Raw genomic sequence first — 12245 nt, 5'->3', positions numbered from 1 at the left:
GGGGGTCAGGTCACTTGGCCGAGTACGCCGCCTTGAGGTTGCGCTTGAGCAACTTGCCCGTCGGCGTGCGCGGCAGTTCGTCGTGGAAGTCGATCGAGCGCGGCGTCTTGTACTTCGACAGGTGCTCCTGGGCGAACGCGAGCAGCTCCTGCTCGAGCTCCGGGCTCGGCTCGACGCCTGGCGCCAACTGAACGGCGGCCTTGACCTGCTCGCCCATCTCCTCATCCGGGACGCCGAACACGGCGACGTCGAGCACCTTCGGGTGCATGGTCAGCACGTTCTCGGCCTCCTGCGGGTAGATGTTCACCCCGCCGGAGATGATCATGAACGAGCGCCGGTCGGTCAGGTAGATGTACCCGTCCTCATCCATGTAGCCCACGTCGCCGGTGGTGCCCCAGTTCGGGTGCAGCGGGTGCTGCGACTCCTTCGTCTTGGCCTCGTCGTTGTGGTACGTGAACGAGACGTGGTCGCGCTCGAAGTAGATCAGACCGGTCTGCCCGGCGGGCACCTCGTCGAAGTTCTCGGTGGAGTCGTCGACGACATGCGGAATGCCGAGCACGGCGCGACCGATGGAACCGGGGTGGTCGAGTGCCTCCTGCGGGCCGATCAGCGTGACGCCGACCTTCTCGGTCGAGGAGTAGTACTCGTGGATGACCGGGCCCCACCACTCGATCATCGCGCGCTTGACATCGGCCGGGCACGGAGCCGCGGCGTGCACGGCGATCCGCATCGACGACACGTCGTACTTCGCGCGCACCTCCTCGGGCAACTTCAGCATGCGCACGAACATCGTCGGCACCCACTGGCTGTGCGTGACCTTGTACTCATCGATGAGCTTGAGCGACTCCTCCGCGTCGAACTTCGGCATGACCAGCGCGGTGCCGCCCATGAACGTCGTCAGACCGATGTACCGCAGCGGAGCGGCGTGGTACATGGGCGCGGGGGAGAGGTAGACCGTGTCCGGACCCATCGCGTACATCTTGCCGAAGACGTCGACCATCATGTCGCCCGGCTCGTCGACCTTGCGGTCGGGCAGTGGCACCGCGACACCCTTGGGGCGACCGGTCGTGCCCGAGGAGTACAGCATGTCGGTACCAGCGCGCAGGATCCCGAGGGGCTCGGCGCTCGAGGCCGCGAGCACGTCCTCGTACGACTCGAAACCGGGCACGTCGCCGCCGAACGCGAGCCGAGCGGTCACTGCGGGTGCCTCGGGCATCTCCGCGATGGTGTCCTTGAGGCCTGCCGAGACGATGAGGGCCTTGGCGCCGGAGTCCTGCAGGATGTAGCCGGCCTCGTCGGGGGAGAGGTGGTAATTGATCGCGGTGATGATCATGCCGGCACGCAGCGCGGCCCAGTACGCCTCGACGATCTCGAGGGCGTTCTCGGACATGACGGCGAAGATGTCGCCCTCCCCGAGGCCGCGGTCCCACAGCGCATGGACCAGGCGGGTCGACCGGTCGTCGAGTTCGCGGTAGGTGATGGTCTTTCCGGTGTCGACCATCTTCACGGCGACCTTGTCGGGCTGGCTCTCGGTGAGGGCTCCAGGGTAGGGGTACACGGCTCTCCTAGTCATCGTTGACGAACGTGACCCAGTATACCGAGCGATCGCTAGGTGGTCACCACCCCTTCGTCGAGTGATGGATGCGCGTGGCCTATAGCCCCGATAGGCCACGCGTATCCATCACTCAACGAGGGGGGGCGTCGCTCACTCAACGAGTGGGGAGGTGGAACCGACGAGCCCCTGAAGATCCGCGCGACACCGCCGCTCGAACTCACCCAACTCCGAGATCGCGGCCTCGATGTCCTCGCGCCGGCGCTCCAGGTCCGCGCGACGATCGTCGATCTGCTCGAGCACGTACTCCAACTGGCTCGCCTTGCCTCGCGGAGCGTCGTACAGATCGATGATCGTGCGGATCTGCTCGAGGGGGAACCCCAGGCGCTTGCCGCGCACGATCAGCGCCAACCGCGTGCGGTCCCGGCGGTGGTAGATCCGGGCGGTCCCACGGCGCTCCGGGGTGATCAGGCCGAGGTCCTCGTAGTGGCGAACCGTGCGATGGGTCACGCCGTATTCCTCGGCCACCTCTCGGATCGTCCACGTCGGCTCAGGGGTTGTCATGTGAGTCAGCATGCTTTACGTTTACGTCAACGTCAACACAAATGCTTCGATGTGGAAGAGAGCCCCGATGTTCGAGTTGAGCCAGGACCACGAGGAATTCCGGGCCTTGGTGCGTGACTTCGCCCAGGCCGAGGTGGCCCCGCACGTCGCGCAGTGGTCCAAGGACAAGTACTTCCCCACCGACCTCGTGCCGAAGATGGGTGAGCTCGGTCTGTTCGGCCTCGTCGTGCCCGAGGAGTACGGCGGCTCCGCCACCGCCGAGGACGGCCCCGACTTCACCGCCCTGTGCGTCGCCATCGAGGAGCTCGGTCGGGTCGACCAGTCCATCGGCATCACCCTCTCGGCCGGTGTCGGCCTGGGCATCAACCCGATCCTGACCTACGGCAACGATGAGCAGAAGGCCACGTTCCTGCCCGACCTCGTCGCCGGCCGCGCGCTGGCCGGGTTCGGTCTGACCGAGCCCGAGGCCGGCTCCGACGCCGGGGCGACGAAGACCAAGGCCGTGCGCGACGCCGGCGAATGGGTCATCAATGGCGCCAAGGCGTTCATCACGAACTCCGGCACGGCCATCACCTCGGTCGTCACCGCCACCGCCCGCACCGGCACCAACGACGACGGATCGCCGCAGATCTCGGCGATCATGATCCCGTCGGGCACACCGGGATTCATCGTCGAGCCGGCCTACGACAAGCTCGGCTGGTGGATCAGCGACACCCACGGCCTGACGTTCGAGGACTGCCGCGTCCCCGAGGAGAACCTGCTCGGCCGCGAGGGCGACGGGTTCAAGCAGTTCCTCAAGACCCTCGACGACGGCCGCATCGCCATCAGCGCGCTCGCGGTCGGCATGACCCAGCGCATGCTCGAGGAGTGCACCGAGTACGCGAAGACCCGCATGGCGTTCGGCAAGCCGATCGGCGTCAACCAGGGCGTCAGCTTCCAGATCGCCGACCTCGCCGTCATGCTCGAGGCCTCGCGCCAGCTGACCTACCGCGCGGCCTGGCTCAAGGACGAGCAGGAGCGCGGACGACGCTCCGTCGCGGAGGTCAAGAAGGCCGCCTCGATCGCCAAGCTCTACTCGACTGAGTCCGCCGTGACCGCCGGGCGCATCGCCACCCAGATCTTCGGTGGCAACGGCTTCATGGAGGAGTACCCGGTCGCGCGCTTCTACCGCGACAGCAAGATCCTCGAGGTCGGTGAGGGCACCTCCGAGGTCCAGCGCATGCTCATCGCCCGCTCGTTCGGACTCTGAGGAGAGGCATCATGACCACCCACGCCGTCGACCCCAAGGTCACCGACATCCGGGCGCGGATCGCCGCCGCCCACGCTGCCTCGCAGGCTCCGCCCGAGAAGGCCAAGGCCAAGCTCGACAGCCAGAACAAGATGTACGTGCGCGACCGCATCGCGCTCCTCGTGGACGAGGGCTCGTTCGTCGAGGACGGTCGCTACGCCAACGCCATGCAGCCCGGCCTGCCGGCCGACGGCGTCGTCACCGGGCGCGGCACGGTCGAGGGCCGGCCGGTCATCGTCGTGGCCAACGACCCGACGGTCAAGGCCGGTTCCTGGGGCGCACGCACGGTCGAGAAGATCGTGCGCGCCACCGAGACGGCCCTGCGCGAGGAACTGCCGGTCTTCTGGTTCGTCGACTCCGCCGGAGCGCGGATCACCGACCAGGTCGAGTTGTTCCCGGGCCGTCGTGGGGCCGGGCGCATCTTCCACAACCAAGTCGCGCTCTCGGGCAAGGTCCCGCAGATCTGCTGCCTGTTCGGGCCGTCGGCCGCCGGTGGCGCGTACATCCCGTCGTTCACCGACATCATCATCATGGTCGAGGGCAACGCCTCGATGTACCTCGGGTCGCCGCGCATGGCCGAGATGGTCGTCGGCGAGAAAGTCTCCCTCGAGGAGATGGGCGGAGCGCGGATGCACTGCACCATCTCCGGTGTCGGCGACCTCCTCGCCGCCGACGACGAGGAAGCCATCGAACTGGCCAAGCTGTACTTCTCGTACATGCCGCAGAACTGGCACTCCGAGGGTCCCACGTACCACCCCGAGGAGCCCAGTGCGCCACTGACGCGCGAAACCGTGCCCGAGGTCGAGTCGGTGCCGTTCGACGTGCACGAGGTCATCGACGGCCTCATCGACGACGACTCCTTCTTCGAGATCAAGGACCTCTTCGCCGCCGAACTGGTCGTGGGCTTCGGGCGGATGGAGGGCGCCACCGTCGGCATCGTCGCGAACAACTCCGCCGTCAAGGGCGGCGTGCTCTTCACCGACTCCGCCGACAAGGCGGCGCGTTTCATCTGGCTGTGCGACGCGTTCAACATCCCGCTGATCTACCTCGCGGACGTGCCCGGCTTCATGGTTGGCTCGGAGGTCGAGCGTGGCGGCATCATCCGGCACGGCGCGAAGATGGTCTCGGCCGTCGCGTCGGCCACCGTGCCGCAGTTCTGCATCGTCGTGCGCAAGGCCTACGGTGCCGGGTTGTACGCCATGGGCGGGCCGGGCTTCATGCCCGACGCGACGCTGGCGCTGCCCACGGCACGGATCGCCGTGATGGGGCCCGAAGCGGCCGTCAACGCGGTGTACGCCAACACCATCGCGAAGATCGAGGCCGACCAGGGCGTCGAGGCGCGCGACGCATTCATCGCCGAGAAGCGTGCCGAGTACGAGGTGGACGTCGACCTCGAACGCCTGGCCGCCGACCTCGTGATCGACGGGATCATCGAGGCCGACGAACTGCGCTCCGAGTTGCTGCATCGGTTGCGGTACGCGGCCCAGCGTGACCGTCACTTCTCGACCAAGCGCCGGGCGGTGCCGCCGGTCTGATCGGCACAGCCCCCGCGACGCCGGCAAACACCCCTCGGCTAGGGTCGAAGGGAGGTTGCCGGCGTCGGCGCCGACTCCTCGACAGGAGGCGGCATGCAGGCCAGGTCAGCGGACATCACTCCCCAGCCCACACTGGGCTCCGGTGCGCCCCGTTCGGGCCCGGCCCGCACCCAGAAACCGGTCTACGTCGACCTGCTGCCGCCGTGCAACGCCGGTTGCCCGGCCGGCGAGAACATCCAGGCGTGGCTGGCCAAGGCCCGCACCGGCGACGACCTGGCCGCGTGGCGCGTGCTCACCGCCGACAATCCCTTCCCGGCGATCCACGGCCGCGTCTGCTACCACCCCTGCGAAAGCGTGTGCAACCGTGCCGAACTCGACGAGGCCGTCTCGATCCACTCGGTGGAGCGGCACCTCGGTGACGCGGCCATCGCCGCCGGATGGCAGTTCCAGCCCTCGGCCGTGCGCTCGGGCAAACGCGTGCTCGTCGTCGGTGCCGGCCCGTCGGGGCTCTCGGCCGCCTACCACCTGACCCGGCTCGGCCACGACGTCACCATCGCCGACGCCGGCGACCAACCCGGCGGCATGATGCGCTACGGCATCCCGGCCTACCGCCTGCCTCGCGACGTGCTCGACGCCGAGGTCGCCCGCATCATCGACATGGGCGTCGACCTGCGCCTCAACCGCAAGGTCGAGGACCTCTCCGTGGAGATGCGCGAGGGCGGGTTCGACGCCGCGTTCGTCGCCGTCGGGGCGCACCTGTCGCGGCGCGTCGACATCCCCAACGGCGATGCCGGGCGGATCCTCGATGCGGTGAGTTTCCTGCGCGGTGTCGAAACGGGCGAGGCGACCGAGCTGTCGGGCACGGTCGCGGTCTACGGCGGCGGCAACTCCGCCATGGACGCCGCCCGCGTCGCGCGTCGGATGGGCGCCGACGACACCGTCATCGTCTACCGGCGCACGCGCGAGCAGATGCCCGCGCATGAGGCCGAGGCCGCCGACGCCGAGGCCGAGGGTGTCGAGATGCACTGGCTGCGCACCATCGCCGAGATGGGGGAGCACGACCTGCGCGTGGAGATCCAGGAACTCGACGACGACGGCCGCCCGCACGGCACCGGGCAGTACGAGACCCTCGAGGCCGACACGGTGATCCTCGCGCTCGGACAGGAGAGCGACACCGGCCTGCTGCGCTCCCTACCCGGCGTGGAGTTCGACCGCGACGTCGTCGTGGTCGACCCGAACACCCTCATGACCGGCGCGCCGGGCGTGTTCGCCGGCGGCGACGCCGTGCCCAGCGAACGCACCGTCACCGTCGGGGTCGGGCACGGCAAGAAGGCGGCCCGCAGCATCGACGTGTGGCTGCGTGGCGGCAGCGGCGAGCGGCCGCCCAGGCACGACCTCGCCGACTTCGACAAACTCCACCTCTGGTACTTCGGCGACCATGGCCGCCGACACAGCCGCGAGGTCACCCCGGAGCGTCGTGTCCGCGACTTCACCGAGGTCATGGTCGGCCTCAACGCCCAGGAGGCCCGGTTCGAGGCCGGCCGGTGCCTCTCGTGCGGCAACTGCTTCGAATGCGACGGGTGCCTGGGCTCCTGCCCCGAGGACGCCATCATCAAACTCGGTGTGGGACAACGCTATCGGTACGACTATGACGCCTGCACCGGTTGCGGCACGTGCTACCGGCAATGCCCCGTCCACGCCATCGAGATGATCCCCGAGGCCACCGACCCGGCGACGGTCCCCGGCGCGTTCATCGCCCCCACCATCGGCCTGCGCGCCGGTCTGCGCTGAAGGAGAACGCCATCACCATGCGCCGCATCATCGACGGCAACGAGGCAGCCGCGGACGTCGCCTACCGACTCAGCGAACTGTGCTCCATCTACCCGATCACCCCGAGCTCACCCATGGCCGAACTGGCCGACGAATGGGCCTCACGCGGGCGCGCCAACGTCTATGGCTCGGTGCCGAACGTCATCGAGATGCAGTCCGAGGGTGGAGCGGCTGGGGCGATGCACGGAGCGCTGCAGGGCGGGGCGTTGAGCACGACGTTCACCGCCTCGCAGGGGCTGCTGCTGATGATCCCGAACATGTACAAGATCGCCGGCGAACTGACCCCGACGGTGTTCCACGTCGCCGCGCGGTCGCTCGCCGCGCAGGGTCTGTCGATCTTCGGCGACCACCAGGACGTCATGGCCGTGCGCCAGACCGGGTTCGCGCTGCTCGCGTCGACCTCAGTGCAGGAGGCGCATGATCTCGCGCTCGTCGCACACGCGGCGACGCTGCGCAGCCGGGTGCCGTTCCTGCACTTCTTCGATGGCTTCCGCACCTCGCACGAACTCAACACGATCGACACGCTCGACGACGACGTGCTGCGCGCCCTCGTGCCGGAGTCGCTGGTGCACGAGCACCGGGCGCGGGCGCTCAACCCGACGCGGCCGTTCATCCGCGGCACGGCGCAGAACCCGGACGTGTACTTCCAGGCCCGCGAGAGCGTCAACCCGTACCTCGCGCAGGTGCCCGAGATCGTGCAGCAGGCCATGGACGAGCTCGCCACCCACAGCGGTCGGCACTACCGGATCGCCGAATACACGGGTCATCCGCAGGCCGAACGGGTGGTCGTGGCGATGGGCTCCGGAGCGCAGACCGCCACTGAGACCGTCGCGCGTCTCGTCGAGCGGGGCGAGAAGGTCGGCGCGCTGACGCTGCGCCTGTACCGGCCGTTCCCGGCGGCGGCGATCGTGGCCGCGCTACCGCGCTCCGTGAAGCGAATCGCCGTGCTCGACCGCACCAAGGAACCCGGCTCGCAGGGGGAGCCGGTGCTCGTCGACGTCGTCACCGCGCTGTCGGACGCCGTGACCGCGGGGTCGCTGCCGAGCATGCCGATCGTCATCGGCGGGCGGTACGGCCTGTCGAGCAAGGAGTTCACGCCGGGCATGGTGCTCGCCGTGCTGGGCGAGCTCGACGCAGTCGCGCCGCGGCCGCGGTTCACCGTCGGCATCCACGACGACGTCTCGGGCACGTCGCTGGACTGGACCGAGGTCGATCTCGAGCCCGAGGGGACGTTCCGCGCGCTGTTCTACGGCATCGGGTCGGACGGCACCGTCGGCGCGAACAAGAACACGATCAAGATCCTCGGCGATCGGGACGGCACGAACGCGCAGGCGTACTTCGTCTACGACTCGAAGAAGTCGGGCGGGCAGACGGTGTCGCACCTGCGGTTCGGGTCCGAGCCGATCCGGGCGTCGTACCTCATCACCGAGGCGGACTTCGTCGGCTGCCACCACCTGGGGCTGCTCGACGTGCTCGACGTCGTCGGGCACGCCAAGCCCGGGGGAGTGCTGCTGCTCAACGCGCCCGGCGACGGCGAGGCCGTGTGGGCGTCCCTGACGGAGCCGGTGCAGCGCGCCATCATCGAACGGCGGCTGCGCGTGCATGCCCTCGACGCGTCGGCGGTCGCGCGCGACACGGGCATGCCGGGGCGGACCAACACCGCGCTCCAGGCGGCGTTCTTCGCGATCTCCGGCGTGCTCGAACGCGAGCCGGCGATCGCGGCGATCAAGGAATCGATCCGCAAGACCTACGGCAAGCGCGGGCAGGAGGTCGTGCGGCGCAACGAGGCGGCCGTCGACACGGCGTTGGAGCGGCTGGTCACGGTGCCGGTGCCGGACGCGCCGACGACCGACCGGCCCGTGCCCGCGGTCGTGCCGCACGACGCTCCGGAGTTCGTGCGGGAGGTGACCGCCGCGATGATGACCGGGCGCGGGGACGACCTGCCCGTCAGTGCGCTGCCGGTCGACGGCACCTACCCATCGGGCACGACGAAGTACGAGAAGCGGCGGATCAGCGATGAGGTCGCCGTGTGGGACGCCGACGCGTGCATCCAATGCGGCAACTGCGCGTTCGTCTGCCCGCACTCGGTGATCCGGGCGAAGTATTACGACGAGTCGGCGCTGCACGGCGCTCCGGAATCGTTCGAGAGCGCCCCGCTCAACGCCGTCGGGCTGCCCCAGTCGCGGTACACGCTGCAGGTCTACAGCGAGGACTGCACCGGCTGCGGGCTGTGCGTCGAGGCCTGCCCGGTCACGCCGCCGCTGCAGGTCGGGCGCAAGGCGATCAACCTCGAACCGGCGGCCGAGCAGTTCGATACCGCCCCCGAACGGGTCGCGTTCTTCGAGTCGATCGAGCTCAACGACCGCTCCCGCGTCGACTACGGCACGGTGCGCGGGGCGCAGTTCCTCCAGCCGCTCTTCGAGTTCTCCGGGGCGTGCTCGGGATGCGGTGAGACGCCCTATCTGAAGCTGCTGACCCAACTGTTCGGGGCCCGCCTGACCGTCGCCAACGCCACCGGCTGCTCGTCGATCTACGGCGGCAACCTGCCGACGACGCCCTGGACGACGAACGCGGACGGGCACGGGCCGGCGTGGTCGAACTCGCTCTTCGAGGACAACGCCGAGTTCGGGCTGGGCCTGTCGGCCGCGGCCGACCTGCACACCGATCTGGCGCGGCGGCGAGTGACCGAACTGCGATCGGAGCTTGGTGGCGACCTCGTCGACGCGATCCTGGGTTCGCCGCAGATCGGGGAGGCGGAGCTGGCGGCACAGAGCCTCCGGGTGGCCGAGTTGACCGACCGGCTCAGCGCGCTCGATTCTCCGGCGGCGCGTGATCTGCGCTCCGTTGTCGATCATCTCGTGCGCCGCAGTGTGTGGATCGTCGGCGGCGACGGGTGGGCGTACGACATCGGGTCGGGCGGGCTCGACCACGTGCTCGCGTCGGGGCGCAACGTCAACGTGCTCGTGCTCGACACCGAGGTGTACTCGAACACCGGAGGACAGTCGAGCAAGGCGACGCCGTTGGGGGCGGTGGCGAAGTTCGCCGCGGGCGGAAAGTCGGCGGCGAGCAAGGACCTGGCGTTGCAGGCGGTGTCGTATGGCTCGGTGTACGTCGCGCGGGTGGCGTTGGGGGCGGACCCGGAGCAGACATTGCGGGCGTTCCGGGAGGCCGAGGCGTACGACGGGACCTCGCTGATCATCGCGTACAGCCACTGCATCGCCCACGGCTACGACCTCAAGTTCGGGCTGGACCAGCAGAAGAAGGCGGTCGACTCCGCGCACTGGCCGCTCGTGCGCTACGACCCAGTGGTGCGCGATCGCGGCGGCAACCCGTTCATGCTCGATTCGCCGCGCCCGACGATCCCGCTGGCGGAGTATCGGAAGCGCGAACTGCGGTTCCGGTTGTTGCAGGCGTCGGATCCGGACGAGGCGCAGCGGTTGCTCGACCTGGCGCAACATGCCGCCGACAACCGGTGGGACGTCTACGAGGAGATGGCCACGCGCGGTGCCGAACGGTTCGCGCCGGACCCGAGGAGCCGGGTATGAGTCTGGCCACGCGGTACCTGGGGTTGGAGTTGCGCAACCCGATCGTCGCGTCGGCGTCGCCGTTGAGCCAGGACGTCGCCGGGGTGGTGGCGCTGGCCTCGGCGGGCGTGGGTGCGGTGGTGCTGCCGTCGCTGATGGAGGAGGTCGTGCGGCAGCGGGAGGTCGACGACTTCCTCGAGGTCGCGCGGCACGAGGACGCGTTCGGGGAGGCGACGACGTACTTCCCCGAGCCGCTGCTCGACGAGGTCGACGGCGTCGGGCAGTACCTGACGCTCGTGCGTGAGGCGGCCGCGGCCGTGGATGTGCCGGTCATCGCCAGTCTCAACGGAGCATCGTTGGGCGGGTGGACGTCGATCGCGTCGCAGTTGGCGGCGGCCGGAGCAGCGGCGATCGAGCTGAACATCTACGCCGTACCGGGTGATCTGAGCATGACCGGAGCGTCGATCGAGGCGCGGCACGTGGAGATCCTGCGGCAGGTGCGTGGGGCCGTCGACGTGCCGGTGGCGGTCAAGCTCTCCCCGTACTTCTCGAACACGGGCATCGTCGCGCGTGATCTGGTGGCGGCCGGGGCGGACGGTCTGGTGCTGTTCAACCGGTTCCTCCAGCCCGACATCAACCCGGTGACGATGTCGGTCGAACCGGGCGTGTACCTCTCGCGGCCGGAGGACGGTCGCCTGCCGCGGGCGTGGATCGCGGTGTTGCGCAACGAGATCGGCGGTGCATCGCTGGCCGCCACCGGTGGGGCGTGGAGTGCCGGCGACGTGGCGAAGGGGCTGTTGGCCGGGGCGGATGTCGTCATGGTCGCCTCCGCCCTGTTGGAGCACGGAGTCGGTGTCGTCGGGGAGATGCTGGAGGGGCTTCAGGCCTGGCTCGCCGGGACCGGGTTGGGGCTGGATCGGGTGCGCGGTGCCCTGGCCGTACCGGCGGGTGATTCGGCGGAGGCGACGCAGCGCGCCGGGTACGTGGAGGCGCTGGCCTCCGCCCGTGCCCGCTGGGGTGACCTCGGCCACCTGTAAACCCGCGCTCCGTCCAGACTCGCTGACTGGTCAATCCTTGCGACTTAACCACCGGTTACGTCGCACGGATTGACCACTCGGCGGAGGAGTCAGGGGCGCAGGGCGCTGAAGGGGATATCCAGTTCGGCGAGCAGGCTGCGCAGCAGCGGCAGGGAGAGTCCGATGACATTGCTCGGGTCGCCGTCGACCCCGTCGATGTACGGCGCTCCGAGACCGTCGATGGTGAAGGCGCCGGCGCACCGCAGCGGCTCGCCCGTCGCGACGTAGGCCTCGATCTCGGCGTCGTCGAGGTCGCCGAAGTGCACGGTCGTCGACGCGGTCGCGCCGAGGGTGGCTCCGGTGCCGGCCGCGTCGGGGTCGTCGGCGGCGGTCTCGCGCGTGTCGATGAGCCAGTGGCCGGTGTGCAGGACGCCGGTGCGGCCGCGCATCCGCTGCCAGCGGGCGATGGCCTCGGCGGCATCGGCGGGCTTGCCGAACGCTTCTCCGTCGAACTCGAGCACGGAGTCGCAGCCGATGACGAAGGCGTCCTCGGCGTCGGCCCACTCGGCGACGTCCTCGGCCTTGGCGCGGGCGAGGACGAGAGCGATGTCGGCCGGCTCGAGGTCGCCGTACCGTTCGCGTGCGTCGGCTTCGGCGGCGGCCTCGTCGACCTCGCTGACGATGACGGTGGGCTCGACCCCGGCCTGGCGCAGGAGGTTCAGACGGGCGGGGGAGGCGGAGGCGAGAACAACACGGATCGGCACGGCGTCAACGGTAACCGACGCGCCTCCCCCACCCGGTCCGAGGTATTACGCGGCGCCTTTCCGACGTCTATTACCTCGATCCGGGGAGGGGCCCCGCCTGGTTCGAGGTATTACGCGGCGCCTTTCCGACGCGTAATACCTCGAACCGCGGGAGGGGCGGCGGGGGAGGGGC

At 69.4% G+C, this 12245-nt stretch carries 8 protein-coding genes; 5 read left to right on the top strand and 3 right to left on the bottom strand.

Annotated features, from left to right (window positions below):
* Positions 1–10: 10 nt before the first annotated feature.
* Both KD1_RS02180 and KD1_RS02175 read right to left on the bottom strand, forming a co-directional pair.
* Positions 11–1558, bottom strand: coding sequence for an acyl-CoA synthetase (locus KD1_RS02180; protein ID WP_245627238.1), 1548 nt, complete (start codon positions 1556–1558; stop codon positions 11–13).
* A 147-nt stretch (positions 1559–1705) separates the two neighbouring features.
* A complete protein-coding gene (locus tag KD1_RS02175) occupies positions 1706–2116 on the bottom strand; it encodes a MerR family transcriptional regulator (protein WP_068396875.1) in 411 nt (136 codons plus the stop codon).
* Positions 2117–2183: 67 nt separating this feature from the next.
* Between KD1_RS02175 and KD1_RS02170 the strand changes: the two genes are divergently transcribed.
* The 5 genes from KD1_RS02170 (at position 2184) to KD1_RS02150 (ending at position 11330) form a co-directional block, all read left to right on the top strand.
* Positions 2184–3365, top strand: coding sequence for an acyl-CoA dehydrogenase family protein (locus KD1_RS02170; protein WP_068396868.1), 1182 nt, complete (start codon positions 2184–2186; stop codon positions 3363–3365).
* An 11-nt stretch (positions 3366–3376) separates the two neighbouring features.
* Positions 3377–4939 (top strand): acyl-CoA carboxylase subunit beta, encoded by a 1563-nt coding sequence (locus KD1_RS02165; protein WP_068396865.1) that lies wholly within the window; start codon positions 3377–3379, stop codon positions 4937–4939.
* 93 nt (positions 4940–5032) lie between these two features.
* Positions 5033–6730 (top strand): NAD(P)-binding protein, encoded by a 1698-nt coding sequence (locus tag KD1_RS02160; protein WP_083541939.1) that lies wholly within the window; start codon positions 5033–5035, stop codon positions 6728–6730.
* Positions 6731–6747: 17 nt separating this feature from the next.
* Complete coding sequence (gene nifJ / locus KD1_RS02155) at positions 6748–10314, top strand: pyruvate:ferredoxin (flavodoxin) oxidoreductase (RefSeq protein ID WP_068396863.1); 3567 nt, start codon at positions 6748–6750, stop codon at positions 10312–10314.
* Positions 10311–11330 (top strand): dihydroorotate dehydrogenase-like protein, encoded by a 1020-nt coding sequence (locus KD1_RS02150; protein ID WP_068396860.1) that lies wholly within the window; start codon positions 10311–10313, stop codon positions 11328–11330. Before nifJ ends, KD1_RS02150 begins: the two co-directional genes overlap by 4 nt.
* Before the next feature lie 89 nt (positions 11331–11419).
* Here the strand turns inward: KD1_RS02150 and KD1_RS02145 are convergent, their stop codons facing one another.
* Positions 11420–12073 (bottom strand): Maf family protein, encoded by a 654-nt coding sequence (locus KD1_RS02145; RefSeq protein ID WP_068396858.1) that lies wholly within the window; start codon positions 12071–12073, stop codon positions 11420–11422.
* Between the last annotated feature and the right edge of the window lie 172 nt (positions 12074–12245).

This window comes from Kribbia dieselivorans NBRC 106261 (assembly GCF_001552435.1).
GTDB lineage: Bacteria > Actinomycetota > Actinomycetes > Actinomycetales > Dermatophilaceae > Kribbia > Kribbia dieselivorans.
This window is presented reverse-complemented; position numbering and strand designations above follow the sequence as displayed.

What these genes read in the sequence shown, in the direction of transcription:
- KD1_RS02165 (WP_068396865.1), top strand. Translation starts at nt 3,377, where the DNA reads ATGACCACCCACGCCGTCGACCCCAAGGTCACCGACATCCGGGCGCGG.
- KD1_RS02170 (WP_068396868.1), top strand. Translation starts at nt 2,184, where the DNA reads ATGTTCGAGTTGAGCCAGGACCACGAGGAATTCCGGGCCTTGGTGCGT.
- nifJ (WP_068396863.1), top strand. Translation starts at nt 6,748, where the DNA reads ATGCGCCGCATCATCGACGGCAACGAGGCAGCCGCGGACGTCGCCTAC.
- KD1_RS02160 (WP_083541939.1), top strand. Translation starts at nt 5,033, where the DNA reads ATGCAGGCCAGGTCAGCGGACATCACTCCCCAGCCCACACTGGGCTCC.
- KD1_RS02175 (WP_068396875.1), bottom strand. Translation starts at nt 2,116, where the DNA reads ATGACAACCCCTGAGCCGACGTGGACGATCCGAGAGGTGGCCGAGGAA.
- KD1_RS02150 (WP_068396860.1), top strand. Translation starts at nt 10,311, where the DNA reads ATGAGTCTGGCCACGCGGTACCTGGGGTTGGAGTTGCGCAACCCGATC.